Origin of the sequence: Mycobacterium paraffinicum (genome assembly GCF_001907675.1) — a bacterium.
In the GTDB taxonomy this organism is placed as follows: Bacteria; Actinomycetota; Actinomycetes; order Mycobacteriales; family Mycobacteriaceae; genus Mycobacterium; species Mycobacterium paraffinicum_A.
On sequence record NZ_MPNT01000053.1, the window covers coordinates 1 to 26,411 of the forward strand.

The window sequence follows — 26,411 nt, forward strand, 5'->3', positions numbered from 1 at the left end:
GGTGCGCAGCCGGCGGGCCACGCGTTCCACCCGCTCCAAGACGCGCAACCGCTCCGGGGTCGTCAACGCGTCAAAAGACAACGCACACAAGCGCTCAGCATCGCCGTCGAGCGCGTCGATGACCCCGACGATCTCCTCACGACTGCTGACACCCATGCCTCAAACTCTACGAACACCCACCGACAAAAACGGCCGCATTGTGACCACTGAAACCACAGTGACACAAGGGATTTCCAAAGGCCCGCCGAGCGGGCGGCAGATCACACGCTCGATCGCGCCGATTCCAGCGGGGCGCCGTGGTAGCGGTGGGGATCGGGCAGTCGGCGACGCCGCCGCATATGCACCAGCGCCAGGACCGAGAGCACGGCGGCGTAGATGCACCACAGCGACGCGAACGCCTGCAGGTAGAGCACCGCGACGAGAACCAACCCCACCAGGTTCGCCACACCGAACACCACTATGGAGCGGTATCCCGACAGCAGCGCCGGCCCGATGACGGCGACGATGTAGAGCACGGCCCACAAATAGCTGTCGCGGGAGCCGGTTTGGTATTCCAGCGCGTGCGGGCACCTCGTCACCCCGACCGGCTTGGTAAGGACGACGACCGCGAGGTAGGCCGACACCATCGCGCCGAGCACCGCGAACGGCGCCACCCGCAGCCGGGCGCCGCGCGGTTCGAGCATCAGGATCGCCAACGGGACCAGCAGCGGGAGCAACGGCAGCGCGATGAAGACATACGCGTGCAGCGCAAAGTTTGCCATCCCCGCGGGAACATGGCGATTGGGCCACACGGCCGCCTCGAGGAACTGGTGCACCGCGAACACCGTGGGCAGCAGGGCAAATGGCAGTTCGCGCCAATGCTTCACCTCACGCAGGGTCGCCACCGCGACCGGCACCAGCGCGGTGCCCACCACCAGATCCGCCGTCATCGAAAAGCACATCGCCGCAGTGTGCCCGTTCGCGACGAAGCCAATCAGCCGGCGATGGCGGCCGGTCCCCTCGCTTCGGAGGTCACCTCGTCGATCACGGTGTGGATGAACTTCATCTTCTTGAGTACCGCGACCGGCAGCACGAACGGATAGAGGTCGTCGCGGCCCATCGACCGGTTCACCATGTTCAGCGACCACGACAGCGGCAACCACATGTCGATGATCGTCTGAAAAGCGCTGGGGCCCAACGCCGGCCGGTCGAATGTCGCAGAGGCCGACGCGAAGCCGCACCACGCCGAGGTGTCCAAGGTGTCGCGGATGTGCAGGTAATGGGCGAACGTTTCGGCCCAGTCCTCGGCGGGATGCATGGTGGCATACGACGAGACGAAATTTTCCTGCCAATCCTCGGGTGGCCCCTGGCTGTAGTGGCGATCCAACGCCTCCTGGTAGTCCGCGTCGGGGTCGCCGAACAACTCGTTGAACCGCGCCAGGTAGTCGCTGGACGGGGCGATCAGCCGGTAGAAGTAGTAGTGCCCGATCTCGTGCCGGAAGTGGCCCAGCAGCGTGCGGTACGGCTCCTCCATCTCCACCCGCAACTGCTCGCGGTGCACGTCGTCGCCCTCGGCCAGATCCAGGGTGATGACGCCGTTGTCGTGCCCGGTCATCACCTTCTCGTGCGCGCTGGACAGCAGGTGAAACGCCAACCCCTGCTCGGGATCTTCTTCGCGCCCGACGATCGGCAGCTTGAGCTCGTGCAGCTCGACGATCAGCCGCCGCTTGGCCGCCTCGGCCCGGGCGAACTCGGCCAGGCCGGCGGTGTCGGCGTCGTTGGGCCGCACGGTGGTCAGTGCGCAGGACGTGCACAGCAGCCGGGGATTGTTGACGGGAACCAGCCAATTGCATTCCGCCAGTCGGAGATTGGCGCACAGCTGATACTCGGCGGCGTCCACGAAACCGGCGTGCTCGCCGGCGTTCTCCTCGGCGATGACCATCAGGGCCATCTGCTCGAGTGAAAATCCCAGCGCGCTACCGCAGTTCAAGCAGGTGGAGTTCTCGAACGCCAGGCGCTGGCCGCAGTTGGGGCAGTTGAAGTCACGCATGCAGCGCATCCCCATCGAACGGCACCACGTCGACGGCGACGTCGATCACGCTGTGTTCGGAATTGGTGTAGATGATGCCGCGCAACGGCGGCACGTCCGCGTAGTCGCGGCCGCGCCCCACGATGATGTAGCGCTCGTCGACCAGCTGGTCGTTGGTGGGATCCAGGCCCAGCCATTCGAACTGGCCGGGCTCCTGGGGTGTCCACACTCCCGCCCATGCGTGGGTGGCGTCTATCCCGATCATTCGATCCTTTCCCGGTGGCGGGTCAGTGGCCAGATACCCGGACACGTAGCTGGCCGCAAGACCGTTGGCGCGCAGGCAAGCGATCGCCAGCCTGGCAAAGTCTTGACATACCCCTTCCCGGGCCGCCAGAACCGCGTTGACACCAGTGGAAATCGTCGTCGACCCCGAGCGGTAGGTGAAGTCGGCGAAAATCCGCGACGCGAGGTCGCGCAGCACCTCGACCAGCGGGCGCCGCGGGGCGAAACTGGGCGCTGCGTAGTCGCGAATCTCGTCGGTGATCTCGGGCGGATTCAAGTCCAGGGTGAACTCCGCGGCGAGCGCGCCCCTGCCGCCCGTCGGCCGGGAGTCCTCCCACGGTTGCACCGCCGGCCCGCTGGTATAGCGACCCGGGGCGGGCGGATAGACGTCGACGATGGAGTCGCTGGTGACCGTCAGGGCGTGGTGCGGCTCGGTGACGTGGAAGTACGAGCTGATGTTGCCGTAAACGTCGACGCTGGTGGAGACGTCGGCGGGGGCCGGGTCGATGGTCAGCCGGTGCGCGACGCAACGCTGCCGCGCCGAGTCGCGCGGGGTGAGGAAGCCGCGGCCGTAGGAGCCGGTCACGACGTCGGAGTACCGGTACTGGGTGCGGTGGGTGACTCGATGGCGGCGGGCGGTTCCGGCGTCAGCTTCAGGCACAAGGCTGATCACATCACACGCGGGACGGTTACGCGCCGTCCGCGCCGCGAAGCCGTTTGCCAATAGGGCGGCGCGCGCGCCAAACCGGGAGCACAATCGAGATGTGGCCACGTGGTATGACGTCGCCCGCATCGTCCGTGAGCTGGCACTCACCTCGGAGCCGTCCCCGCATGACTGGCGGGTCGGCAAGAAGTTGCTGGCGTGGGAGCGGCCGTTGCGTCCCTCCGAGCGCGAAGCGCTGGCAGCTGGCGGCACGGAACCGCCGGGCGGCGACATCCTCGGCGTGCGGGTGTCCGACGAAGGCGTCAAGTTCGGGTTGATCGCCGACGAGCCGGAGGTCTATTTCACGACACCGCATTTCGACGGCTACCCGGCGGTGCTGGTCAAACTGGACGCGATCTCGGTCCGTGACCTCGAGGAGCTGATCACCGAGGCGTGGCTGACGCAGGCCCCGAGGAAGTTGGTCCAGGAGTTCCTGGCCGACTCGCGCTGAACCGCGTCACCCGTGCCGTAGGTCGACGACCCGCTGCAGGTCGTCGACGCACGCGCTGACGATGTCGGCCAGGATCAACTGCGTTTTCTCGTGGGCGGCCGACTGCAATTCCGAAGCGTGATGACGCGCCGACGCGATGTACGCGCACGCGCCGGCCGGATCGGGATCGGCGAGGGCGGTCGCGGCCGCAAGCACCACCAACACGGTGTGCACGGTCTGCGGAGGCGCGTGGCGACAGCCGTCCGCGGCAGGGGCGACGGCGCGGGCCAGTTGCAGCACCGAGACGGCCAGCATGGCCACGTGCACGGCTTGGCGATCGGCGGCGTGGACCGTGTCGCGCATCCCCCAGCGGCGCGGCGCGACGCGCACCACCTGGCGGGCGGTGGTGCGCGCCTCGAGCAGTCCGCTGAGCTGTTCGTGCACTCGGTCGACCGCCGTCAGTGGCCAGTTCGGGGGCGGCGCTTTGCGTCCGACGGCGACGTCCGCCGCACGCGACAAGACGTCGTGCAGCACGCCCAGCACACCGACGCGCGCGTTGCGCAGCACCCTAAGCGGGTCGGCGGGGAACAGCAGGACGGCGAACACGATGGCCAGCCCACCTCCGATCAGCGCGTCGAAGATGCGCTCCCAGCCGAGGCCGCTGTGGAACAAGGCCAACACCAGGATGGCCGACACCACGGTCTGGTTGGCGAACATCATCCCGTGCCCGATGAAGCCGCCCCCGATGAGCACCGCCGCACCCAGCGCGAACAATGCGGCGATCGCGATCGGGACCGCGCCGGGGCCAAGGAGGGCCTGCACCACCGAGCCCAGCCCGATCCCGAGGGTTACCCCGACCATCATCTGGATGGCGCGTTGCGCGCGCAGCACGTTGCTCGTCGACAACGACACCGCCGCCGCGATCGGTGCGAAGAACGGCTGCGGATGCTCGAGAACGTCGTGCGCGAGATACCACGACAGGCCCGCGGCCACGGCGGTCTGTACCAGGTTGAACCACACCAGACGCAGCCGTGTGAGGCCCGCACGCGCGGGGACCAGAAGAAAAGATGGCCCAGCCCGCCGCGCTACGCCCACGGGCCTAGGTGCGCTGCAGCTCGAACAGCGGAATGACCCGGCTGGTCTTGGACTGGTACTCGGCGAAGCCGGGCGCGGCGGCGGTGACCTTGTCGAACAGCGCGTCGCGTTCGTCGGACGGCAATTCGCGCGCGGTGACGGCGAACTCGTCGGCACCGATCTCGACGCGGGCCCGCGGGTTGGCGCGCAGGTTGTGCACCCACGCCGGGCTGACCGGTGAGCCGGCGAAGGATCCGATGATGATCAGCTTGCCGTCGATGTCGAAGTAGGCCAGCGGCGAGACCCGGGACTGTCCGGACTTGGCGCCGGTCGTAGTGAGCAACAGCAGGTTCGCGTCCTCGAACTGGCCGCTCACCTTGCCGCCATTGGTCCGGAACTCGTCGATGATGGTCTTGTTGAACGCGTTGATCGTCGCGGTATCAGGCATTTCGGTCATGCCTGGTCAACCTTTTCCGGTTTGGCGTCTATTCCGGACTCCTTGCGCTGCTGCGCGGTGATCGGCGCGGGCGCATCGGTGAGGGGATCGACTCCGCCGCCGGTCTTCGGGAAGGCGATCACCTCGCGGATCGAGTCGACACGGGACAGCAGAGCGTTGATCCGGTCCCAGCCGAACGCGATCCCGCCGTGGGGCGGCGCGCCAAAGGTGAACGCCTCCAACAGGAATCCGAACTTCTCTTCGGCCTCGGCCTGGTCCAGGCCCATCACGGCGAACACGCGCTCCTGGATGTCGCGACGGTGGATACGGATCGAGCCCCCGCCGATCTCGTTGCCGTTGCAGACGATGTCGTAGGCGTCGGCCAACACGGCGCCTGGGTCCGTGTCGACCACGTCGGTGTACTGCGGCTTGGGCGAGGTGAACGCGTGGTGCACCGCCGTCCACGCGCCGGAGCCGACGGCCACGTCCCCGGCGGCGGTCGCCTCGTCGGCGGGCTCGAACAGCGGCGGGTCCACCACCCACACGAACGCCCACGCGTCGGGATCGATCATGCCGAGCCGGCTGGCGATCTCCCCTCGGGCGGCGCCCAGCAGAGCGCGCGACGGCTTGGGCAGGCCGGCGGAGAAGAAGATGCAGTCCCCCGGCTTGGCCCCGACGTGCGCGGCCAGACCCTCGCGCTCGGCGTCGGTCAGGTTCTTGGCCACCGGGCCGCCGAGCTCCCCGTCGTCGCCGACGAGCACGTAGGCCAGCCCGCGGTGCCCGCGCTGCTTGGCCCAGTCCTGCCAGCCGTCCAGCGTCCGCCGCGGCTGCGACGCCCCGCCCGGCATCACCACCGCACCCACGTACGGCGCCTGGAAGACGCGAAACGTGGTGTCTTTGAAGAACTCCGTGCACTCGACGAGCTCCAGCCCGAACCGCATGTCCGGCTTGTCGGAGCCGAACCGGCGCATCGCGTCGGCATACGTGATGCGCGGGATGGGCGTCGGCACTCGATATCCGATCAACGCCCACAGCGCGGTCAGGATCTCCTCGGAGATCGCGATGATGTCCTCGGCGTCGACGAAGCTCATCTCCATGTCGAGCTGGGTGAACTCGGGCTGGCGGTCGGCGCGGAAATCCTCGTCCCGGTAACACCGGGCGATCTGGTAGTAGCGCTCCATCCCGGCGACCATCAGCAACTGCTTGAACAGCTGCGGGCTCTGGGGCAGGGCGTAGAACGAGCCGGGGTGCAGCCGGGCCGGCACCAGAAAGTCGCGCGCGCCTTCGGGCGTCGACCGGGTGATCGTCGGCGTCTCGACCTCGACGAAGTCGTGGCCCGCCAACACCGCGCGCGCCGCGGCGTTCACCTTGGAGCGCAGGCGAAGCGCCGCCGCCGGGCCGTCGCGGCGCAGGTCGAGGTAGCGGTACTTCAGCCGCAGCTCCTCCCCGGCGGGCTCGTCCAGCTGGAACGGCAGCGGCGCGCTCTCTCCGAGCACGGTCAGCGAAGCGACGTTGACCTCGATGTCGCCCGTGGCGATCTCGGCGTTGGCGTTGCCTTCCGGGCGGATCTCGACGACACCGGTGACCGCGACGCAGAACTCGGCGCGCAACCGGTGCGCCTGCGCCAACACGTCGGCGTTGCGGAACACCACCTGTGCCACGCCGGAGGCATCCCGCAAGTCGATGAAGATGACACCGCCGTGGTCGCGGCGGCGCGCCACCCAGCCCGCTAACGTCACCTGCTGTCCGGCGTCGCCACTCCTCAGCGACCCGGCGGCGTGGCTGCGCAGCACAAACACTCCCTTTCCCGCGGTTGGAACGAGTGCCCAGTCTAGAGGGAGGTAATTTCGGTCCTATCGTCACCAACATCGCACTCGTCGGTCCGGGCGCCGTCGGGACAACGATCGCCGCGCTGCTACACCAGGCCGGGCATCCGGTGCTGGTGTGCGGCCACAGCCCGCGCGAAAGCATCGAATTGCGACCGGACGGCGCGGATCCGATCGTGGTCCCCGGCCCCGTTCACACCGATCCCAGCGACGTCACCGGTCCGGTCGATGTGGTGCTGCTGGCGGTCAAGGCCACGCAGAACGACGCGGCGTCGGGCTGGCTGACCCGGCTGTGCGGCCCGCACACGATCGTCGTGGTGTTGCAGAACGGCGTGGAGCAGGTCGAGCAGGTCAAGCCGCACTGCCCGTCGTCGCGGGTGCTGCCCGGGATTGTGTGGTACTCCGCGGAGACCCAGCCCGAAGGCTGGGTGCGGCTGCGCACCGAGGCGGCGCTGGTGCTGCCCAGCGGGCCCGCGGCCCAGACGATCGCCGAACTGCTGCGCGGAGCCGGGTGCCGGGTGGACTGCGACCCCGACTTCATCACCGCCGCCTGGCACAAGTTGCTCACCAACGCGCTGGCCGGTTTCATGGCGCTGTCCGGGCGGCGAGCCGGCATGTTCCGCCGTGACGACGTCACCGAACTGTCGCGGCGCTACGTCGCCGAATGCCTGGCGGTCGCGCGGGCCGAGGGCGCCAAGCTGCCCGACGCCATCGTCGACGAGCTGGCCGACATGTTTCGGCACGTCGCCGAGGACATGGGCACCTCCATCCTGGCCGACCGGGAGAACCACCGGCGGATGGAATGGGACATCCGCAACGGGGTGATCATTCGCAAGGGCCGCGCGCACAACCTGGCGACGCCGATCAGCGACGTCCTTGTGCCGTTGCTTGCCGCGGCGAGCGACGGCCCCGGCTAGATTAATTCCATGTTCCCCTGCGACCGCGTCGACCTGAGCTTCGTCGACAGCGCGCCGTTCGTGTTCCGCAACAGCGTCGACCTCGCCATCACCCCCGAGCAGCTGTTCGAGGTCCTCGCCGACGCGGAGTCCTGGCCACGCTGGGCGAGCGTGATCACCAAGGTGACCTGGACCAGCCCCGAACCCCGCGGCGTCGGCACCACCCGCGTCGTCGAGATGCGCGGCGGCCTCGTGGGCAACGAAGAGTTTCTGGCGTGGGAGCCGTTCAGCCACATGGCTTTTCGGTTCAACGAATGCTCGACGCAAGCCGTCGCGGCGTTCGCCGAGGACTACCGGGTCGAAACCATTCCCGGTGGTTGCCGACTGACGTGGACCATGGCGCAGAAGCCCGCGGGCCCGGCGCGGCTGGCGATGTACGTGGTGGGACCGCTGCTGAACCTGGGGCTCCGCCGATTCCTGCGCAACCTGCGCGACTACACCGATACGCGGTTCGCCGAAACCGGGCAACGTTAGGAGCGGGCGATGAGCTTCAACGAGGGTATGCAGATCGACACCAGCACCGCGTCGTCGTCCGGCGGCGGCATGGGGATGGCCATCGGGGGCGGTGGCCTCGGGCTGCTCATCCTGATCGGCGCGTTGTTGTTGGGCGTCGATCCGGGTCGCGTGCTCAACCAGCAGGGAAACACCAGCGGCTACTCGGCGCCCGGGTTCGACCTGAGCCAGTGCAAGACCGGGGCGGACGCCAACAAATACGTGCAGTGCCGCGTCGTCGCGACCGGCAACTCCGTGGACGCCGTATGGAAACAGCTGATGCAGGGCTACACCCGGCCACACGTGCGGCTGTTCACCGGCTCCGTGGAGACCGGCTGCGGGCCGGCCACCACCGCGGTGGGGCCGTTCTATTGCCCCGTTGACCAGACGGCGTACTTCGACACCGACTTCTTCCAGGAGCTTGTCGACAAATTCGGTTCCAGCGGTGGGCCGTTCGCGCAGGAGTACGTGGTCGCCCACGAATACGGCCACCACGTCCAGCAATTGCAGGGCATCCTGGGCCGCTCGCAGCAGGGGGCGAAGGGCGCCGGCGGCAACGGGGTCCGCACGGAGTTGCAGGCCGACTGCTACGCCGGGATCTGGGCCCATTACGCGTCGACCGTCAAGCAGGAGAGCACCGGGGTGCCCTACCTGCAGCCACTGAGCGACCAGGACATCTCCGACGCCCTGTCGGCCGCGGCGTCGGTGGGCGATGACCGCATTCAGAAGGAAGCGACCGGGCGGGTCAACCCCGAGTCGTGGACGCACGGCTCGTCCGAGCAGCGGCAGCACTGGTTCACCGTCGGCTACCAGACCGGTGACCCGAAGAAGTGCGACACCTTCGCCGCCACGAGCCTGGGCTAGACCGCCGCACGACGCGAAAGGCTCGCATGTCGGACATGACGCAGGAGCGCACCGACAGCGGGGAGATATCGGTCTGGACGCCGTTGCGCAATCAGGTTTTCCGCGCTTTGTTCGTCGCGCAGTTCGTCTCCAACGTCGGCACCTGGATGCAAAGCGTGGCGGCGCAATGGGTCTTGGTCGAAGGTCACAGCAGCGCCACCGTCGTGGCGCTGGTCCAGACGGCGAGCCTCGGGCCGACGCTCCTGCTGGCGTTGTTCGCCGGCGCGCTCGCCGACGTGTTCGACCAGCGGCGGTTGCTGATGGTCCTGCAGTCCTACGCGGTAGTGGTGGCGCTCGCGCTGGCGGGCCTGACCTACTTCGGCCGCCTCACCCCGACGGCATTGCTGCTGTTCACCCTCGCCATCGGCGTGGCCTCCGCCATCACGGCGCCGGCCTGGCAGGCGATCCAGCCCGAGGTCGTCCCGCGCGGGCAGATCCCGGCCGCCGCAACGCTGGCGAGCGTCTCGGTCAACGTCGCCCGAATCGTCGGACCCGCCATCGGCGGTATCGTCCTGGCGGTAACCGGGCCGGCGGCGGTCTTCGCCATCAACGCGATCTCGTTCGTGGGCATCATCGTCGCGCTGGCGGGGTGGCGGCAACCCAAGCAGATCGCCCCCATCGAACGGGAACACCTCGGGCAAGCGATCCTGACCGGATTGGGCTACGTGGTCAACGGTCCGATCTTCCGCAGGATCCTGCTGCGCGCGGCCCTGTTCGTCTTCCCCGGTTCGGCGCTGTTGGCACTGCTGCCCGTCACGGCCGCCGACACCTGGCATCTGGGGGCGGGCGGCTACGGTGTGGCGCTGGGCGCCATCGGTGTCGGCGCGGTGCTCGCCGTCGCCGTTCCGGCGCCGTTACGCCAGAAGGTGCCGCCCAACACCCTGCTGGCCGGGTGCGCGGCCGGGTACGGCGCCGCCACCCTCGCGGTGGTCTTCCTGCCGTTCGCCGCGGCGGCGCCATTCCTGGTGTTGTCGGGGATGACCTGGCTGATCACATTGACGACGTTGAACGCAGCGGCACAGCTGCATCTGCCGCGCTGGGTCCGTGCCCGCGGATTGGCGATGTACCTGCTGGTATTCACCGGCTTCCAGGCGGTCGGGTCGTATCTCTGGGGTGTCATGGCCACGCGCGAAGGGCTCGGCGTGGCGTTGACCGTCGCGGCGGTGTTGCTGGGCGTCACCGCGCTCAGCGTCGTCCCGCTCGGGCTGCGGCCGGAAACCGGAAAGCTGAGCCGCGACATCTCGCGGGCGTGGCCCATGCCCATGGTCGTGTTCGAGCCATGCCCCAACGACGGGCCGGTGCTGGTGACCGTGCGCTATCGCGTCGCGACGGACACCCTTGAGGACTTCGTTGAGGCGATGAGCGCGGTGCGCCGATCACGGCTGCGAACGGGTGGCCACAGCTGGGGGCTGTATCACAGCCTGGAGCATCCCGACACGGTCCTCGAGCGATTCACGGTGCCGTCGTGGACCGAATTCGAACGTCAGCACACCGAACGCTGGCTGGAGTCCGACCACGACGGGGTGACCAAGGCGGTCGGCTACACGCTCGACCACACCCGACGGCACGAGTACTACCTCGCGCTGCGGGTGCACCGCTGAGCGGCCCTACCGGTTCACCAGGGTCGCGTCGAGCAGGTCACGCCGGTGGTGGCGCTCTGCGTCACCACGACCTGGCCGTCGACGGCGATCTGGCACTGGATCTGCGGCGTGTTCGACGAATCGCAGTCCGGCCAGTGACAGCCGCCGCTCGCGTTCACGAACGCCCACTGGTTCGGGTCGTTCAACGTCGTGTTGTACACCAGCGGCTGGCCCGCGGCGAACGCCGTCTGCACGCTGTTGAGGAACTGCGACGAGTTCGCATTGAAGGCGGCCTGGCTGGGCGGATCGGTGTTCATGTACCGGACGTTGCCGGTGAGGTTGCCGGTGGCGGTGATGGTGTAGGTCACCTGGTGGCCGGCCGGATCCGCGGATGAGGTCGCGGGCGTGACGGCCACCGCTGCGGCGGCCGCAAACGTCGCCACCGCGACCCCCGTGGTCACTATTCGCACGTTCGTCATATCGAAAACGCTACCCAATTCGTTACGGCGCTACGCGCACTCAAGGGTCCCGACGCTGCATTTGTGCCCGCCAGGCGGGATGGCTCGAGCCGCCCAGCCACCGCCGCGCCCGTTCCGCCGACGTTCACCGCGCTCGGGTATGAAGCAGGGGTGGCCGACGATCCCGCACCGCACCACGGCGGCGCTCCTGCGCCCGGCATCAGCCGCCGCAGGTTGCTGACCACCAGCGCGGTCTCGGCCGCCCTCGGGGCGGGTGTCGGGGGCGGCGCCGCCCTGGTGTGGTCCCATCGTGGTGCGCCCGCCTTCTGGTACCAGCCGAGCCGCACCGGTGGGCCGCCGGTGACCGGGCTGCACCTGCAATTCGGCCGGCAGGCCGGCTCCGAGGTGGTGGTGTCCTGGCACACCGTCGACGCGATCCGCAACCCGCGCGTCATGTACGGAACGCCGGCGTCGGGCCTCGGCCGCACCGTGGCCGCCGAAACCCGCACTTACCGCGATGCCAAGTCCAACACCGAAGTCCGCGTGAATCACGCCCGCCTGACCGGCCTGACCCCGGACACCGACTACGTCTACGCCGCCGTGCACGACGGCGCCGAGCCGGAGATGGGCACCATCCGCACCGCGCCGATCGGCCGAAAGCCGTTCCGGTTCACCAGCTTCGGCGATCAGTCCACGCCGACGCTGGCGCGGATGCCCGACGGCGGCTACGGCACCGACAACATCGGCTCGCCCGCGTCCGCCGACACCACGCTGGCGATCGAGCGGATGGCTCCGTTGTTCAACCTGATCAACGGCGACCTGTGCTACGCCAACCTCGCGCGGGACCGGATCCGCACCTGGTCCGCATGGTTCGAGAACAACACCCGCTCGGCGCGCTACCGGCCGTGGATGCCGGCGGCGGGCAACCATGAAAACGAATTAGGTAACGGCCCAATCGGTTACGGCGCCTATCAGGCGTACTTCGCGGTGCCCGACTCGGGCTCGAGCCCCGAGACGCGCGGGCTCTGGTATTCGTTCACCGCCGGCTCGGTGCGCGTGATCAGCCTGAACAACGACGACGTGGCGTTTCAGGACGGCGGCAATTTCTACGTGCACGGATACTCCGGTGGTGAGCAAAAGCGTTGGCTGGCAGCCGAGCTCGCTGGCGCTCGGCGCGACCCGGAAGTCGACTGGATCGTCGTGTGCATGCACCAGACGGCGATCTCGACCGCCGACAAGCCCGCCAACGGCGCCGACTTGGGAATCCGCGAGGAATGGCTCCCTTTGTTCGACGAGTACCAGGTCGACCTGGTGGTCTGCGGCCACGAACACCATTACGAGCGCTCGCACCCCGTGCGCGGCACGCTGCAGACCGACACCCGCACACCAATACCCGTCGATACCCGGGGAGATGTCGTCGACGCCACCACGGGGACGGTGCATCTCGTCATCGGCGGCGGCGGCACGTCCGCGCCCACCAATGCGTTCCTTTTCCCGGAGCCGCGCTGCCGCGTGCTGACCGGCGTAGGCGCGTTCGACCCGGGGCTCGGGCGCAAGCCGCCGATCTACGTCGTGGAGGACGCGCCGTGGTCCGCCTTTCGCGACCGGGACAATCCCTACGGCTTTTCGGCGTTCGACGTGGACCCGGGCTCGCCCGGCGGCAACACCTCGATCGAGGCGACGCATTACGCGCTGAGCGGGCCGTTCGGCGCGGTCACCGAGGTGGACCGCTTCACGCTGACCAAGCCCCGCCGCGACAAACCGGCCTAGGCTCAAAACAGTGTCGCCTGAACGGGTTCCGGGTCCGCAGGCATGACCGGGGCGGGCTGACGGAACGATCGGAGCTCGCCGCCCAGCCGGTATTTGGCGATCAGCGGCGCGGCCCGGCCCCGCAACGTCTCGCGGTAACCCGAGGGCAGGTACGCTCCGCGGCGATAGAGCTCGCGGTAGCGGCCCACCAGCTCGGGATGCGAGCGCGCCAGCCAGGCCATGAACCAGCCACGGGTCGAGCCGCGCAGGTGCAGGCCGAAGACCGTGACACCCGTGGCGCCGGCCGCCGCGATCTGGCCGAGCAGCCGATCGAGATGCTCTTCCGAATCGGTCAGGTGCGGCAACACCGGCGCCACCATCACGTGACAGTCCAGGCCGGCGTCGCGAATCGCGGCGATCAGGCCCAGCCGCGCCTGCGGGGTCGGCGTGCCCGGCTCGACGTCGCGATGCAGCTCCGGGTCACCGACCGCCAGCGACACCGAGACCGACAGCGGAACGTGTTGCGCCGCATCGGCGATCAACGGCAGGTCGCGCCGCAGCAGCGTCCCCTTCGTGAGGATCGACAGCGGTGTGCCGGATTCGGCGAGGGCGCCGATGATGCCGGGCATCAGCGCATAGCGCCCCTCGGCCCGCTGGTAGGGGTCGGTGTTGGTCCCCAGCGCGACGGTTTCGCGCCGCCACGACGGCCGGCGCAGCTCGCGCCGCAGCACCTCGGCGACGTTGGTCTTGACGATGACCTGGCTGTCGAAGTCGTTGCCGCAGTTGAAGTCGAGGTATTCGTGCGTGGGCCGCGCGAAGCAGTAGCGGCACGCGTGCGAGCAGCCCCGGTAGCCGTTGACGGTGTACCGGAACGGCAGCGCGGAGGCGTCCGGCACCTTGTTGAGCGCGGACTTGCACAGCACCTCGTGAAACGTGATGCCCTCGAACTGCGGGGCGCGCACGCTGCGGACGAGGCCGATCCGCTGCAGCCCCGGCAGCGCTCCGTCCTCGACGGGCGCCCCATTGACGGCGACCGCCTGGCCCGCCCAACGCATGACCCTATTCGAACACTAGTTCGACATCGCGGTCAAGGCCCAGGGTCGAGACAGATGCGACCGGGCAACCATGGCGACTTCACCCCGGCCGAGGTTCGCTTCACACCGGCCCACGACGTACCGATCTCAATCCGGATAGCGATTCGGCCACCGAGGACGCTCGTCTGACCGGGCGCCATCGCGTCGGGTGGGAGGCTCGCAGCGTTGCCGGGGTTTCAGTGGCGGCGCCTCAATCGAATGTCGACACGCGAGTGGTCGAGCGTCAGTGGCAGCGGTTGGTATGGGTCCAGTTTGGCACCGGTCGCTGCCGGGCTTCGCTCGCCGAGTAACGCCGTCAATACGGCGACACCAAGTCGCAGCGCAAGGTCGGCGCCCGGACACGCTTGCGGGCCGTGACTGAAGAAGTTGAAGGACCACGAGGAATGGGCGGCCCCCTGGGTCCACGCTGTGGGATCGAACCGATCGGCCTCGGGAAAACGGTCGGTGTCGCGGTGGTTGAAGGTGTTGACGATCATGACCTGTGTTCCCGCGGGCACGGTCTCGCCCTCCCACTCCGTCGGCTCGGTGAGGGTTCGCGCCAATGCGGGCGTGCTGGGCCAGAGGCGCATCGCTTCGGATAGGCAGCCCGCGAGGTAGTCGTCAGCGCTGTGCTCGTCGATTCCATTCTGCGCGTCGAGGAGAACCTCGGGGTGGGTGGCCAGCAGCGCCAGACAGCGCCAGAGATTGATGGCCAGCGTGTCACCCATCGCGAACATCCAGTGGATGACCTGATGGGTCGGGTGGGTGATGTCGGAGGCGGGTGCCGCGGCGAATTGTCCGACCAAACTCTGTGCGTCCGCGGCTTGAACGTAACGGTCCAGTGCGGTCAGAAAGGTGCTGAAAAGCTTGGGGTCTCCCTTGCCGGGCGGGTTGGCCTTGGCCATCAGCGTCACGAGCTGCGCCGATAGTTGTCGGTCGTCGGTTGCGTTGTCGCCGAGAATGATTCGTCGCGCGATTCGCTGTATCACGCCATGAAACTGTGGCCAGTCGAGGTTGTCGGGCATCGCTCTGGCTTCCTCGTCCGCGACGCTGTCGCAGCGGCGGGCGATCGCGCCGCTACCGGTGCCGTGCGCCAGGACAGCCTCGGTGAATTGGCGGCGGTCGGACCAATGGTCGCCTCGTGAGATGGTCAGGGCGTACGGCTGGAATTTGTTCATTCCGGAGAGTTTGGGCTCGGGATCGGACGCGAAAGGCGCTGGCGCGCCGCAGAGTACGAAACGGATCTGGTCGGGGCCGAAGACGAGCACCGTGGGCTTGCCTGCCACTTTCACCCAGATCGGTCCAGCACCGTAGCGCCGATGCAGCCCGGTGAGCAGCCGGTGTGCCCGGCGGGCGACACCGGCTCGGTCGAGCGCGGCGGTGACGGCGGGCCTGCGGCTGAAGAGCCCCTCGGCGAGGTTGGGCAGCGCCACCAGCATCGTGAAACGCAGGCTTTCGAGCGTGGTGGTGTGCGGCAGGGCGACCGTGCGACTCGTCAAATTTCCTCACTTAACGATGCGCAGGGCTGCGTCGATGTGGCTGAGCAGTGCGCGGCGTGCGGGCTTGGCTTCCGGAACGGGCAGCAGCGGGTAAATGTGGATTGCCCCGGGCTGCTCGTGGTAGGTGATGCGGGCAGCGCCGATGCTGTCCCGCAGCTGACGGCAGTCGGCGAGGAAGATGTCGCGGTCGCCGATGTAGAGGTCGATCGGTGGAAGGTTGTGCAGCGCACCGAAGATGGGGCTGACCCGGTAGTCGTCCGCCGGGAGGTGGCCGGCCCACACGCGGCCGCACTCGCGTAGGCCGGGGACCGCGAGCCACGGGTCACGCTCGGCGAGGCTCGGGATGGCGGGATTGGTCAGTGCGATGTCGAGCCAGGGACTGATCAAGGTGAGGCCCTGCGGCGGGGTGGCTCCGGCGCTGATGGTCGCCTGGGTCGCGGCGAGCGCCAGGCCCGCGCCGGAGGAGTCACCGGCCAGATAGGTGGGCCCGTCATGCGCGGCCCGGCCGATCACGTGCCCGACAAAGTCGATCGCTTCCTCGGCATGGTGCTGCGGCGCGAGTCCGTAGAGGGGGACGTGTACAGGGCGTCGGGTCGCGTCGGCGATCGCACAGACGAGTTTCCAGTGCGCGGGCTGGATCTGGTTGACGTAGGCGCCCCCGTGGACGTAGACGACCGACGGACCGCGGGTAGGAATGGGCTCGCTGCTCGCTGATTGCACTGTGTAGCAATCGAACCCGCTCACGGTGACGCTGGTCAGATGGTAGCGAGCCGACGTCGCGAGCCGGGAGGGAGGTTCGCCGCTGTTCTTGGGCCGATTGAGATAAGCGCGCGCGCTCCGCTCGGTTGCGTAGGTGCGAGGTCGCCGGACGAGTCGCCCGTAGGTAGCGATGGCATGCATCTGCCAGGACATCAGTTCAAGTTAGCCCACGAGTAGCGTCACCGACCGCAATCTTGAAGACGGCGCTGGTGATCGTTCCGAACGCGTTTCTGCCGCCGATGAATAGCCGTTTGGTGTCGTAGCCCGCGACGTCCTTCATGTTCTGGCCGCCGAAGCGGGCCACGGCGACACCATCGGGGAGGACAACCTCGACGCCGAGCAATCCGTGGCGCACCTCCAGACGTTCCTCGCCGGTCGCGTTGGCGATCAGTTCGCCGACGGTGCGGTCGAGGCCCTCGGTTGGGATGGCCGGGCAGGTCACGCCTTGCTCGTGGAGTTTGCGTGAGAGGTCGCCGAGGGTGACCGCGGCGCCGACCACCAGGTTCAAGTTGCCGGTGTTGACCTCGACCGTGGTGTCGTCGCCGTCGGCGTGCGTCGCGGAGGTCGGATGACCCTCGAGCGCAGCGCGCACGGCGGCTTCGAACGCGGGCAGCGCGGGCTCTTCGGGTGAGGGTTCGGGCAGCATGATGCCCGGGTTGAAGGTGTGCGCGGGATCGAAGACCTGCTTGACGATGCGTTGGGCGGCGATCTCGATTGGGGTGAAGCGTTTGGTCATGAATTGGATCTTCTCGGTGCCGACGCCGTGCTCGCCGGTGATGGTGCCGTCCAGCTTCAGTGCCGCTTCGATGATTTCGTTGTTGGCAGCCTCCAAAGCCGCGGCCGCGTGGGGGTTCTCTTTGTCGTAGAAGGTGGTCGGGTGCAGGTCCCCGTCTCCGGCATGTCCGGTCACCGCGATGAACAGCAGGGCGTCCGAGTGTCGTGTGGCGGCGTCCTGGATGGCCTGCTGCATCTCCGGAATGTGTTGGCGCGGAACGGTGACGTCGCCGATGAAGAAGCCTTTGCCGCTGTGCACGACGGCGTCTGGGGCGTGCAGGCGTCCGTACCAGAGCTTGGCGCGGGCGTCGTCGTCGTCGGCGCGGCGCACCTCGGTGGCGTGTTGTCGCAAGACCTTTTCGACGATCGCGGCGTCGCGGTCGACCTCGGCGGCGGTCCCGTCGACGTCGATGAGCACGATCGCGTCGGCGTCGGTCGGGTAGCCGGTGTCGGTGAACTGCTGCAGGCCGTTGATACCGGCTCGGTCGAGCCATTCGACCGCCGCGGGCACGGTCCCGGTGTGGATGATCGCGGAGATGGTTTCGGCCGCCTCCCGCGCGGTGGTGAAGCTGCCCATCAGGCTGCGAGTGACCGGCGCGATGGGCCGCAACGCGACGGTCGCCTCCGTGAGGATCGCCAGGGTGCCTTCCGACCCGATCAAAATCCCGAGCAGGTCCGGGCCGTCGTCGGCCGCGCTGAGGTTGATCACGGTGCCATCAGCCAGAACCGCTTCGACGCCGAGGACGTGGTTGTAGGTAACGCCGTACTTGAGAGCGTGCGGGCCACCGGCGTTTTCGATGATGTTGCCGCCGACGCTCGCCAGATGTGCCGATACCGGGTCGGGTGAGAAGACCAGCTTGTGCGGGGCGAGCTGTTGCTGCAGATCGAAATTGATGACACCGGGCTGGACCCGAGCGGTGCGAGCTGTCGGATCGATGTCGAGGACCTGATTCATCTGGGTCAGATCGAGCACCACGCGGTCCGCGCCGGCCATGACTCCGGCGCTGCAGTTCGACGCGCCGGCGCGGGTGACCAACGAAACATGGTGTTCAGCAGCAACTTTGACCGCAGCGACGACGTCGTCACGACTGCGCGGGCGCAACACCAGACCGGGCTGTTGGCCGAAACCCCAATAGTCTTTGCTGGTTTCGGCCAGTGTGGCCTCGTCGGTGGCCACCGCGTTGGGGCTGTGAAGTGCCGCGGCGAACGCCGAAACGATGGTGTCATCCACCAGATGTCTCCTAGCTGCCGAATCCCCCCGGCACGGGTGTCGTGCGGGCGTTGATCAGGGTGGGTCGGTCGCGGTCGGCGATGCCGGCTTTGACCAGCTCGAATACCTCGTCGGAGCTGTGCGCTTCGTGGGCATCGACGCCGTAGCTGGCCGCGGTCGCGACGATGTCGAGGCCGGGGATGTCGAGCCCGGGGACATTCGGGGTCTTTTCCCAGACGCCGAACTCTTTGACCACGCCGTATTCGGCGTTGGACGCCACGACAATGGTGAGTGGGATGTTGTAGCGTGCCGCGCTCCACAGCGCGGTGATCGCGTACTGGATGGAGCCGTCACCCATCAACGACACGACCGGACGATCCGGAGCCGCGACTTGAGCACCGACCGACGCCGGTAGCCCCCAGCCGAGTCCACCACCCGCGGAGGACAGATGCGACAGCGGATTGCCCGGGCGGATGCTCTCAGTAATCGCAATCTCGTTACTGCCGGCCTCGCTGACCCACAGCGTGTCACTGGGTGCTGCGTGGCCAACGACCGTCCACAGATCTTGGGGCTTGAGCGGCACCTGCTCCGATACCCGTTCGGGGACTGCGGCGCGTGGCGCGGGCGCGGAGCGCTGGGTGGGTTTGACCGCCGCCGCCAGGGCCCGCGTGGCGGTGCGGATGTCCGCGACGATCGCGTCACCGGCGGGGGCGCGGGCGGCCTCGTCGGGATCGTTGGTGACCTGGATCAGGCGTGCGCCGCTGGGCAGGTACGGCCCGGGAACCAACGGGTAGTAGCGGAAGACCGGCGTCCCGATCGCGAGGATCAGGTCGTGGCCCGCGAGAAGTCCGGAGATCCAGCCCGCCCCTGGCGGCAGGGCGCCGTGATAGAGGCGGTGGTTTTCCGGGAAGCCGCTCCAGCCGGTCAACGGTGCGGTGTAGACCGGCGATTCGGTGCGCTCGGCCAGCTCGATCACCGCGTCGTAGGCGTCGTAGCGGTCGATATCGCCGCCCACAATGATCGCCGGCGAGGTTGCTGCGTCGAGTTGCGCGCCGACCTGCTCGGCCAGCCCGGTCGGAAAACCCGTCGCGTGGGTCACGGTGCGATCGCGCACCACCGCGATGTCGCCGAGTTGGTCGTCGGTCAGTTCGATCGGCATGTCGTCCATCGGCAGCGAGACGAACACCGGGCCCATCGGCGGGGTGGTGGCCACGTGGATCGCGCGGGCAAGCACGGCCGGGGACTCATTGGCGATCGCGGGTTCGGCTGCCCACTTGATGAACGGCTTAGGCACCGTGGTGGGTTCGTGATTGGTCAGCAGGCAGTACTGGTTTTGCATGTTGCGGCGCTGGTTGCCCGCGGTGATGATCAGCGGCGTCTTGTTGACGTAGGCGTTGTAGATCTGGCCTTGCGCGTTACCCATGCCCGGGGCGGTGTGCAGGTTGACCACCGCGGGACGGCACGTGATTTGCGCGTAGGCGTCGGCCATCCCAACCGGGATCATCTCCTGCAGACCCAGGAAGTAGCGGAAGTCGTCGGGAAAGTCCTGCAGCAGCGCCAATTCCGACGAGCCGGGGTTGCCGAACCAGGTGGTCAGATTGTGTGAGCGGAACAGGTCGAGGATGGCGTCGCGCACCGTGGTCATGGGTGATGGTCGCTTTCGTGCGAAGTTGTGAACGGACTTAGTCGAGTTCCCCGGGCACGGGGTTCAGCGCCCAGTTCAAGGCGAAGTCGGCGACTTCTTCCCATCCCGGTGCGCCGCAGGTGAAGTGGTCGCGATCAGGGAAGAGCTTGTAGGCGGTGATCGCGGTCGAGTGCTTGGCGTTTTTCGTGTAGTTCTCGTGCTGCACCGCGGGCGGCAGGATGTGGTCGTGGCCGCCGGCGATGAACAGCAGCGGCGCGCGGTCGTCGTTGGCGAAGTTGTAGGTGGTGGCCGCGTGGGGCGTGACGTTGGCCAGGCCGCCCTGGAACAAGATCCGCGCCGGTACCGGAACCGCGTACCGCTCATAGGCGCTCGCGGAGTCGGCTTCGCTGAGTGTGTTCGTGAACGCGTAATGGAACTGCTCGGCTGTGATGGGCACCGCGCGGTGCAGGTTGGCGGGATTCTTCAATACCGGAAATGTAGCCCGCACCTCCGAGAACGGCAGGGCTTTAACGCCTTTGACAGCGGCGCCGTCGATCGACACGCCGGCCCGCCCATAGCCGGCGTCGAGCAGGAGCTGGACGAAGGTACCGCCGAAGGAATGGCCCATCAGTATCGGCGGCTCGGCGAGTTCTTCGATGATCTCGGCGAGATGATCGAAGACTTCCCGCACCCCGAGGTCGGCCAAGGGTTGGGGGTTCTCGCGCAGCGCGGCGACTCCGGCGGGGCCGGGGGCTACGCCGGGGTAGCCCGGTGTCAGGACGGAGAAACCGCGAGCGCGGTAATGGGCGACCCAGTCCTCCCACGCAAACGGCGTCATCCACAGGCCGTGGACCAAAACGATGGTCTGCTCAGTGGCGGCGTTCATGACATGAATCGTGGTCGCCGCGAGTGGGCTTCACAATGAACGGCAGCCCAAAGTCGCGATCTCTAACCTTGTGCCCCGGCACAGCAACGTGCGGCGCTTTACGATTCGATACATGTTGAAGCAGCGACCGCCAACAGTGCTCGTCGATCGCGTGCGGCAACAGTCAGACGAGATCGTGACGAAGGTGCTCACTCAGCTTGCTACTGAAGTCCCGGACTTCCTGCCCAGCGGTGACGACGGCGTCGACCCTGTCCGTGAGAACATCGCCAATTACCTGGCAGAAATGCTCGACTGGATTGATCTCGGCGCCGACCCTGGCCATTGGAATCTCGACACCGCAAATCGAATGCGTCACCGCGCCAGCCAGGGCCTGACACTGTCGAATTTGTTGCACGCGTATCGCCTCGGCGGGGCGGCCATCTGGGACGAGCTCGCACGCCTGGCGGACGCCGACGAAGTCGACAAGGAAGCCCTCATCGCGGCGACACCCTCCATCTTCGCCTGGATGAACACCAATTCGCTTCGCGCACATGCTGTTTTCCGCGAAATCGACATCCGCGACGCGCGACGCAACGAGCAAGTTCGCGCGGCCTTGCTCGACACGGTGCTGTTCAACGAGTCCAGCATCGGAGCGCCGTTCTGGGACGCGGTCGCCGCCCTCGGTCTCCCACGGACAGGCCAGTTCACGATCATCGCGGCTACCAGTGCAGAGCCTTCAGCCCAGCAGTCGCCTCCCGACATCGAAACGCTGATCTCGGCGCACCCGGCTGTTTACGACTCGTGGTTTCGCCTCACGTCGCATGCACAATTGGGAGTCGTATCGCTTCGACCGAACCGCGCCGACGCACTCGATGGCATTGCCAGCAACATTTGCGCCGACATCCCCGTCACGATCGGCCTCAGCAGCCCGTTCACCGACATCGCAGACTGCTCGAAAGCCAGGGCTCAAGCTCAAGTCGCCGCGTCCGCTTCCTCGGCCGGTCGCCCCACTATCCGTTACGACCGCGACGTCATGGCGGTGTTGCTCGCCAGCTCGCCGGACGCCGCCGCATCGGTTGTCAGAGCCACCCTGGGACCAGTACTCGAGTTGCCGATTGAACGGCGCGAACCAATTCTCACCACGGTGGACACCTGGCTACAGCGCGGTCAGTCCGTCGCGGCGACCGCCGAGGAGCTGCACTGTCACCGCAACACCGTCAACTACCGGTTGCGCCGATTCGCCGAACTCACCGGGCGACCGCTGGCCGACAATTTTTGGCTGGCTCAAGTCGCACTGGCGCTGGAAGCTGCACGCACTTAGAAAAGAAACCGCGCGCGATCTGCATTCTGAAAATTGTTCGGGCAGCTCCACCCCCTTCAAGGCCGGAGATTGCGCCGCACGAGCGACCCGCCGCGGCGACGATGCCGGACCCTGATAGCAGCTCCGCGAATCGTCAGCCGCCCGGCGCCGGGCGCTGCTGTCCTGACATGCGCGCGGATTGGACTTGATAGTCCATTTTGGCTTCAGCACAATTTTCCGTGGACCGCCCGACCCTCGAAGGAGACGAGGTGTCCCCGCACACCCAGCCACTCCCGACGCCGGTAGCGGCGCCGACCACCCTGCGAGGGAGGAATTATGCAGCCGGCACCAGATAACAAGATTTTGAAATATAATTCGATGTTTCTAGGTTCGACGATGTTCTTGTTTGGCTTCTTGAAATTCTTCGAGCCATTTCGCACGTGGTTCGACGTCCAAATCACCAAAAGCCGGCTGCCGCGACTCTGCATCCCCATGGGTATCGTCGGGGAAATATCCATTGGACTGAGCCTGCTTTCGGCTGCCCGCGTCGGGCGGCAGACCCCAAATCTCTTCGGCCCCATCGCGTCCGCCGCCTCGGCTGGGCTGATCGCCAACATGGCGGGCGCCACCTATGTGCACGTGCACCCAGAGGTGCCCGCAGATGTACTTCCGCTCAAAATAAAGCCTCCCGTTATCCCGCTGATTTTTATGCTGTTGGCAGCCGTAAATCTCGTTCAGCTTCGTCGGGATCATTGGCGGCGCTCCTGACCGCAGAACCCGGCACAACCCCGTGCATCCGACACGGAAAAACAGATGACCTCGTGCCCGTCCACATGCGCCCACCACATCAGACGCTTTTCCAAGTGGCAGCCCCGTGCGACCTGATCTTGTGCGCACCGGTTCAGAGAACGGCGTCGGCAAGGCGATCCACCTGATCGACTCCTGCGACGCAGGGATGGAACACCAGCGCATCGAAACCGAGGTCCCGATAGGCGCGCACGGTGGCGGCCGCGTCCTCCCGGGTGGTGAGCATGTCGGCGACGTTGAGAGCTGCGTAGTCCGGTTTGAATCCGTAGTAGCGCCGCAGGTGCTCCCGGCCGAGCCGGACAATGGCCTCACCACCGAACGCGAAGTTCACGCTGGCGTGCAGCCGCGGCTGCCCTGACCGGCCCGCCTCCCGCCAGGCCGCGCGTGCCCGATCGGCGAACGACGCCTGATTGTCGTAGTCGCGCAGGGCACCGGCCGACCAGCCGTCACCCATCGTCACCACCCGGCGCATGGTCGCCTCCGACCGTCCCCCGAACAGCATGGGGATGCGCACCGGCCGCGGGCACAGCGCCTTGTCGCCGGTGACCGGCGTGGCGCGCCACGCCTCGCACAACAGTCCCACCGTCTCGTCCAGAACGCGTCCCCGTCGGCCGAAGTCCACGCCGACCGCCGCGTAGTCGTCGGTCCGGTTGCCCACACCCAAACCCAGGATCAGCCGGTTGCCGGTGATGTCCGCGACGGAGGCAAGCTGCTTGGCGAGCAGCGCGGCCGGGTAGAGGGGTGCCAGCAAAACGTTTGTGATCAAACCGATCTCACTGGTCGCGCCTGCGGCCACCGACAGCGCAACGATCGAATCAAGGCTTTCATAGACCAGCCGGTCGATGGTGGCCAGGCTGGCGAATCCTCGTTGCTCCGCCCGGCGGGCCCATTGCACGATCACCGGACCCCGCACCGCGGCGAGGTGGCTCGGCAGGCCGATTCCGATTTCCATGGCGATCCTCCCTATTTCGACTGCGGCTGATTGATGGCTGCGAAGGTTTCGTCGTAGCGGCCGTCGCGCGCGGCGAACCGTACCCGCCGGGCGGCATCGACCACCACCTCGGCGGCGTCCGACTGACATAACAACGAAAGAGTCTCGGCGACAAAGGAATCCAGCGCCATCACGTGGCCGGCGGATCCAAGGACACTCTGCATGTCGGTCTCCACCCGCGGCGGGATGATCTCGACCACCTCGACGGCCGTGTCATGCAGCTGGTGGCGCAGGGACTCCGTGTAGGAGTGCAGCGCCGCCTTTGTCGCGCAGTAGGTCGGCGCGGCGGCCTTCGGCACGAACGCCAGGGCGGAGGTGACGTTGACGATCGCCGCCGCCGGCTGCGCCAGCAGGGTCGGCAACAGCCCCGCGGTGAGGCGGATCGGCCCGAGCAGGTTGACCGCCACCGTCTCCTCCGCTGCCGCGGTATCACCGGCGGCCAGCTCCTCGGTGCGCATGATTCCCGCGTTATTGATCAGGACGTTCAACCCGGGATGGCGACGCGCCACCTGGGCGGCCAGCCGGTCGACGCTGTCCGGGTCACCCTGATTTAGCCGCAGGTATGCCATGCCCGGGTTGGCCGCCGCGACGGCGCGCAGGGCCTCGAGGCGCCGCCCCGCGACGATGACCTGGTTGTCCAGGCGGTGCAACGATTCGGCCAAGCCGCGGCCGATTCCGCTGCCTCCGCCGGTGACCAGGACGACGTTGCGCGTCAGTTTCATGGTGCAAGGCTGACAGCGCCGGTGACGAAACAGCCAACTCGCGGCTCAAAGTGTTGATAAATCCTCATTGACCGCGACCAAACACATATCATTGCTCATGATCGATCCGCTGGACGGACAAATCCTGCATGCCCTGCAGATCTCTCCCCGCGTGCCGTTTCGCCGCATCGCCGAGGTCGTCGGAGCCACCGAACAAACCATTGCCCGCCGCTACCACAGGCTGCGCCGCGCCGGGGTCGTCCGCGTCGTGGGACTTCAGAACCCCTGGGTTGACGGCGAATCCGACTGGGCCCAGTGGGTTTGCCGGATCCACGCAAAGCCCGACCGCATACCGCAACTGGCCGACGCACTGGTGCGAAACCCCGACGTGTCGCACGCCAACGTCCTGTCCGGTTGGACGGACCTGGTGTGCACGATCCGGGCACCGCTGGGCGACAGCCGCGACGACGTATTGCTGAAGCGGCTCCCACGAACGAGTTCCGTCATCGACATCGACATCGACGCGGTGCTGCACACCTTCGGGCGTCTCCCGAGCGCGCCGTGGACGGGCTACGGTCACAAGCTCAGCGGAGCGCAGGCCGCACGAATCCTGGCCGAGGACCGCCCGCCGAGCGGCCAGCCGGCCCGGCCGGCCCCAGAAGACCGGCCCATGCTGGACGCGCTGGCCGACGACGGCCGCACCCCCTACTCGCGGCTGGCCGATCGCACCGGATGGTCGGTGGCGCGAGTGCGCAGGCGCCTCGCGGCGCTCGAAGCGGCCGGGGCGTTGCAGTACGACGTGGACGTGCTCCCCGAACTGCTCGGTTACCGCCTCAGCGCCATGCTGTGGCTGACGGTCGCACCCCGGCACACACAGCACGTCGGAGAACGCATCGCGGCGCACGACCAAGTCGCCTTCGCGGCCGCCGTCAGCGGTAGGAAGAACCTGATGGCCGTGGTCATCTGTCGTGACGTCCACGACCTGTACGGCTACCTCGCCGACCAGCTCGGGGCGATCGAAGAGGTTCTCAGCTACGAAGTCAGCATCCGCATCCAGCGGCTCAAGCAACACGGATCGGTGGTCGCGCACGGGCGGCTGATGAAGCCGATCACGCCACGCGGAGCGGCGACCGGCTGACCCGGAATTGCTCGATCCGCCGGATCCGAGTCGTAGAGTGAGCGACGATCGTGTCGTCCCTACGGCGGCTGCGAGGAAATGATGACCGAACGCATCGAGGTTGAGCGCACGATCGCGGCCACGGCGGCGGAGATTTTCGCCGTGCTGTGTGACCCGCAGGGCCACGTCGCGATCGACTCGTCGGGCATGCTCCAAGACGCGGAGGGCGACCCGGTCAACGGCGTCGGCGACCATTTCGTTGTCCACATGGATCGCGAGGCGTTGAACGACTTTCCGCAACTCGGCAAGTACGACGTCACCGTCGACATCACGGAATTCGAACGAGATCGCCTGATCGCGTGGACGGTCCTGGGCCAGATTCAACCTCCGATCGGGCATGTCTACGGCTATCGACTGCAGCCGACCGAGGACGGCTCGGCCACCGTGGTGACCTCGTTCTACGACTGGTCGAACATCGACCCCAAGTGGCGGGGAGCCGGGATTTTCCCGATTCTGTCCGAGGGCGCATTGCGGGCCACCCTGGGAATTCTGGATCGCACGGTCCGGCGCGGTTATCCACGCGGATAACTCGCTTTCCGGCCAAGCGCATTAACCCGGCCGCCCGGTTTTATCCGCATTCGGGCGGGTATCAGGTCAGGGCCCTCACGAAAGGACTCTCAATGACGATGTCAAGCCGCCGACTGAGTGATCGGGGGTGAGTCGGGTTGCCAGGTGCGGTTGTCGCGGATGAGTGCGTAGAGGACGTTGGTGCGGCGTCGGGCCAGGCAGATGGT

At 67.3% G+C, this 26,411-nt stretch carries 25 protein-coding genes; 10 read left to right on the plus strand and 15 right to left on the minus strand.

Annotation, left to right across the window (positions count from 1 at the left end; all coding sequences use genetic code 11):
- Window positions 1-260: 260 nt before the first annotated feature.
- Genes BRW65_RS29490 through BRW65_RS29500 form a run of 3 tightly spaced genes read right to left on the minus strand, consistent with a single transcriptional unit; the run spans window position 261 to window position 2,963 of the window.
- Window positions 261-929, minus strand: coding sequence for a DUF6629 family protein (locus tag BRW65_RS29490; protein WP_244168267.1), 669 nt, complete (start codon window positions 927-929; stop codon window positions 261-263).
- A gap of 44 nt (window positions 930-973) precedes the next feature.
- Window positions 974-2,029 carry a zinc-binding metallopeptidase family protein gene (locus tag BRW65_RS29495; protein WP_073880837.1) on the minus strand — a complete coding sequence of 352 codons (1,056 nt, stop codon included), beginning with the start codon at window positions 2,027-2,029 and terminating at the stop codon, window positions 974-976.
- Window positions 2,022-2,963, minus strand: coding sequence for a transglutaminase family protein (locus BRW65_RS29500; RefSeq protein WP_244168268.1), 942 nt, complete (start codon window positions 2,961-2,963; stop codon window positions 2,022-2,024). The genes BRW65_RS29495 and BRW65_RS29500 overlap by 8 nt, the downstream gene beginning before the upstream one ends.
- A 91-nt stretch (window positions 2,964-3,054) precedes the next feature.
- Between BRW65_RS29500 and BRW65_RS29505 the strand changes: the two genes are divergently transcribed.
- Window positions 3,055-3,444 carry an MmcQ/YjbR family DNA-binding protein gene (locus tag BRW65_RS29505; RefSeq protein WP_073880806.1) on the plus strand — a complete coding sequence of 130 codons (390 nt, stop codon included), beginning with the start codon at window positions 3,055-3,057 and terminating at the stop codon, window positions 3,442-3,444.
- Window positions 3,445-3,450: 6 nt separating this feature from the next.
- Here the strand turns inward: BRW65_RS29505 and BRW65_RS29510 are convergent, their stop codons facing one another.
- From BRW65_RS29510 to aspS, 3 genes are read right to left on the minus strand one after another with little or no spacing between them, the layout of a single operon-like run.
- Window positions 3,451-4,518, minus strand: a complete 1,068-nt coding sequence (locus BRW65_RS29510) for an FUSC family protein (protein ID WP_073880808.1) — start codon at window positions 4,516-4,518, stop codon at window positions 3,451-3,453.
- Window positions 4,519-4,522: 4 nt separating this feature from the next.
- Window positions 4,523-4,954 carry a nitroreductase family deazaflavin-dependent oxidoreductase gene (locus BRW65_RS29515; RefSeq protein WP_073880810.1) on the minus strand — a complete coding sequence of 144 codons (432 nt, stop codon included), beginning with the start codon at window positions 4,952-4,954 and terminating at the stop codon, window positions 4,523-4,525.
- The gene (gene aspS / locus BRW65_RS29520; protein WP_139273313.1) at window positions 4,951-6,732 is read right to left on the minus strand and encodes an aspartate--tRNA ligase; all 1,782 of its coding nucleotides are present in this window, start codon (window positions 6,730-6,732) and stop codon (window positions 4,951-4,953) included. The genes BRW65_RS29515 and aspS overlap by 4 nt, the downstream gene beginning before the upstream one ends.
- Before the next feature lie 56 nt (window positions 6,733-6,788).
- Between aspS and BRW65_RS29525 the strand changes: the two genes are divergently transcribed.
- The 4 genes from BRW65_RS29525 to BRW65_RS29540 are packed head-to-tail and all read left to right on the plus strand — an operon-like array spanning window position 6,789 to window position 10,711.
- The gene (locus tag BRW65_RS29525; RefSeq protein WP_208611953.1) at window positions 6,789-7,676 is read left to right on the plus strand and encodes an oxidoreductase; all 888 of its coding nucleotides are present in this window, start codon (window positions 6,789-6,791) and stop codon (window positions 7,674-7,676) included.
- 9 nt (window positions 7,677-7,685) lie between these two features.
- On the plus strand, window positions 7,686-8,189 hold the full coding sequence (locus BRW65_RS29530) for an SRPBCC family protein (RefSeq protein WP_073880811.1): 504 nt from the start codon (window positions 7,686-7,688) through the stop codon (window positions 8,187-8,189).
- Window positions 8,190-8,198: 9 nt separating this feature from the next.
- The gene (ypfJ, locus tag BRW65_RS29535; RefSeq protein WP_073880813.1) at window positions 8,199-9,071 is read left to right on the plus strand and encodes a KPN_02809 family neutral zinc metallopeptidase; all 873 of its coding nucleotides are present in this window, start codon (window positions 8,199-8,201) and stop codon (window positions 9,069-9,071) included.
- A 35-nt stretch (window positions 9,072-9,106) separates the two neighbouring features.
- Window positions 9,107-10,711 (plus strand): MFS transporter, encoded by a 1,605-nt coding sequence (locus BRW65_RS29540; protein WP_073880845.1) that lies wholly within the window; start codon window positions 9,107-9,109, stop codon window positions 10,709-10,711.
- Window positions 10,712-10,725: 14 nt separating this feature from the next.
- Here BRW65_RS29540 and BRW65_RS29545 read toward each other — a convergent pair whose 3' ends face one another.
- Window positions 10,726-11,169, minus strand: a complete 444-nt coding sequence (locus tag BRW65_RS29545) for a hypothetical protein (protein ID WP_073880815.1) — start codon at window positions 11,167-11,169, stop codon at window positions 10,726-10,728.
- 150 nt (window positions 11,170-11,319) lie between these two features.
- Between BRW65_RS29545 and BRW65_RS29550 the strand changes: the two genes are divergently transcribed.
- Window positions 11,320-12,918, plus strand: coding sequence for a purple acid phosphatase family protein (locus BRW65_RS29550; protein ID WP_073880817.1), 1,599 nt, complete (start codon window positions 11,320-11,322; stop codon window positions 12,916-12,918).
- A 2-nt stretch (window positions 12,919-12,920) separates the two neighbouring features.
- Here BRW65_RS29550 and BRW65_RS29555 read toward each other — a convergent pair whose 3' ends face one another.
- The 6 genes from BRW65_RS29555 to BRW65_RS29580 all read right to left on the minus strand — a co-directional run bounded on the left by BRW65_RS29555 (window position 12,921) and on the right by BRW65_RS29580 (window position 20,722).
- Window positions 12,921-13,952: an Rv2578c family radical SAM protein gene (locus BRW65_RS29555; RefSeq protein WP_073880819.1), complete on the minus strand. Its 1,032-nt coding sequence runs from the start codon at window positions 13,950-13,952 to the stop codon at window positions 12,921-12,923.
- A 215-nt stretch (window positions 13,953-14,167) separates the two neighbouring features.
- Window positions 14,168-15,469 (minus strand): cytochrome P450, encoded by a 1,302-nt coding sequence (locus BRW65_RS29560; protein ID WP_084188080.1) that lies wholly within the window; start codon window positions 15,467-15,469, stop codon window positions 14,168-14,170.
- Window positions 15,470-15,475: 6 nt separating this feature from the next.
- On the minus strand, window positions 15,476-16,381 hold the full coding sequence (locus BRW65_RS29565; protein ID WP_208611952.1) for an alpha/beta hydrolase fold domain-containing protein: 906 nt from the start codon (window positions 16,379-16,381) through the stop codon (window positions 15,476-15,478).
- Window positions 16,382-16,385: 4 nt separating this feature from the next.
- On the minus strand, window positions 16,386-18,233 hold the full coding sequence (locus BRW65_RS29570; RefSeq protein ID WP_244168269.1) for an FAD-binding oxidoreductase: 1,848 nt from the start codon (window positions 18,231-18,233) through the stop codon (window positions 16,386-16,388).
- Between the two features lie 10 nt (window positions 18,234-18,243).
- Entirely contained in the window at window positions 18,244-19,857 is a 1,614-nt protein-coding gene (mdlC, locus tag BRW65_RS29575) for a benzoylformate decarboxylase (protein WP_073880823.1), read from the minus strand.
- 37 nt (window positions 19,858-19,894) lie between these two features.
- Entirely contained in the window at window positions 19,895-20,722 is an 828-nt protein-coding gene (locus tag BRW65_RS29580) for an alpha/beta hydrolase (protein WP_073880825.1), read from the minus strand.
- Window positions 20,723-20,858: 136 nt separating this feature from the next.
- Between BRW65_RS29580 and BRW65_RS29585 the strand changes: the two genes are divergently transcribed.
- Both BRW65_RS29585 and BRW65_RS29590 read left to right on the plus strand, forming a co-directional pair.
- Entirely contained in the window at window positions 20,859-22,022 is a 1,164-nt protein-coding gene (locus tag BRW65_RS29585) for a PucR family transcriptional regulator (RefSeq protein WP_073880827.1), read from the plus strand.
- A 315-nt stretch (window positions 22,023-22,337) separates the two neighbouring features.
- Window positions 22,338-22,769 carry a hypothetical protein gene (locus BRW65_RS29590; RefSeq protein WP_073880829.1) on the plus strand — a complete coding sequence of 144 codons (432 nt, stop codon included), beginning with the start codon at window positions 22,338-22,340 and terminating at the stop codon, window positions 22,767-22,769.
- A 133-nt stretch (window positions 22,770-22,902) separates the two neighbouring features.
- Here BRW65_RS29590 and BRW65_RS29595 read toward each other — a convergent pair whose 3' ends face one another.
- Complete coding sequence (locus tag BRW65_RS29595) at window positions 22,903-23,760, minus strand: LLM class flavin-dependent oxidoreductase (RefSeq protein WP_073880831.1); 858 nt, start codon at window positions 23,758-23,760, stop codon at window positions 22,903-22,905.
- An 11-nt stretch (window positions 23,761-23,771) separates the two neighbouring features.
- Complete coding sequence (locus BRW65_RS29600) at window positions 23,772-24,521, minus strand: SDR family oxidoreductase (RefSeq protein WP_073880833.1); 750 nt, start codon at window positions 24,519-24,521, stop codon at window positions 23,772-23,774.
- 67 nt (window positions 24,522-24,588) lie between these two features.
- Here BRW65_RS29600 and BRW65_RS29605 point away from each other — a divergent pair, with 67 nt between their 5' ends.
- Window positions 24,589-25,638 carry an Lrp/AsnC family transcriptional regulator gene (locus BRW65_RS29605; RefSeq protein WP_432206470.1) on the plus strand — a complete coding sequence of 350 codons (1,050 nt, stop codon included), beginning with the start codon at window positions 24,589-24,591 and terminating at the stop codon, window positions 25,636-25,638.
- A gap of 81 nt (window positions 25,639-25,719) precedes the next feature.
- Window positions 25,720-26,205: an SRPBCC family protein gene (locus BRW65_RS29610; protein WP_073880851.1), complete on the plus strand. Its 486-nt coding sequence runs from the start codon at window positions 25,720-25,722 to the stop codon at window positions 26,203-26,205.
- Window positions 26,206-26,411: the final 206 nt, after the last annotated feature.

Coding starts and splice junctions, on each gene's coding strand:
- BRW65_RS29490 (WP_244168267.1), bottom strand. CDS start 929: ATGACGGCGGATCTGGTGGTGGGCACCGCGCTGGTGCCGGTCGCGGTG.
- BRW65_RS29495 (WP_073880837.1), bottom strand. CDS start 2,029: ATGCGTGACTTCAACTGCCCCAACTGCGGCCAGCGCCTGGCGTTCGAG.
- BRW65_RS29515 (WP_073880810.1), bottom strand. CDS start 4,954: ATGACCGAAATGCCTGATACCGCGACGATCAACGCGTTCAACAAGACC.
- BRW65_RS29530 (WP_073880811.1), top strand. CDS start 7,686: ATGTTCCCCTGCGACCGCGTCGACCTGAGCTTCGTCGACAGCGCGCCG.
- ypfJ (WP_073880813.1), top strand. CDS start 8,199: ATGAGCTTCAACGAGGGTATGCAGATCGACACCAGCACCGCGTCGTCG.
- BRW65_RS29540 (WP_073880845.1), top strand. CDS start 9,107: ATGACGCAGGAGCGCACCGACAGCGGGGAGATATCGGTCTGGACGCCG.
- BRW65_RS29545 (WP_073880815.1), bottom strand. CDS start 11,169: ATGACGAACGTGCGAATAGTGACCACGGGGGTCGCGGTGGCGACGTTT.
- BRW65_RS29555 (WP_073880819.1), bottom strand. CDS start 13,952: ATGCGTTGGGCGGGCCAGGCGGTCGCCGTCAATGGGGCGCCCGTCGAG.
- BRW65_RS29565 (WP_208611952.1), bottom strand. CDS start 16,381: ATGTCCTGGCAGATGCATGCCATCGCTACCTACGGGCGACTCGTCCGG.
- mdlC (WP_073880823.1), bottom strand. CDS start 19,857: ATGACCACGGTGCGCGACGCCATCCTCGACCTGTTCCGCTCACACAAT.
- BRW65_RS29580 (WP_073880825.1), bottom strand. CDS start 20,722: ATGAACGCCGCCACTGAGCAGACCATCGTTTTGGTCCACGGCCTGTGG.
- BRW65_RS29590 (WP_073880829.1), top strand. CDS start 22,338: ATGCAGCCGGCACCAGATAACAAGATTTTGAAATATAATTCGATGTTT.
- BRW65_RS29595 (WP_073880831.1), bottom strand. CDS start 23,760: ATGGAAATCGGAATCGGCCTGCCGAGCCACCTCGCCGCGGTGCGGGGT.
- BRW65_RS29600 (WP_073880833.1), bottom strand. CDS start 24,521: ATGAAACTGACGCGCAACGTCGTCCTGGTCACCGGCGGAGGCAGCGGA.
- BRW65_RS29610 (WP_073880851.1), top strand. CDS start 25,720: ATGACCGAACGCATCGAGGTTGAGCGCACGATCGCGGCCACGGCGGCG.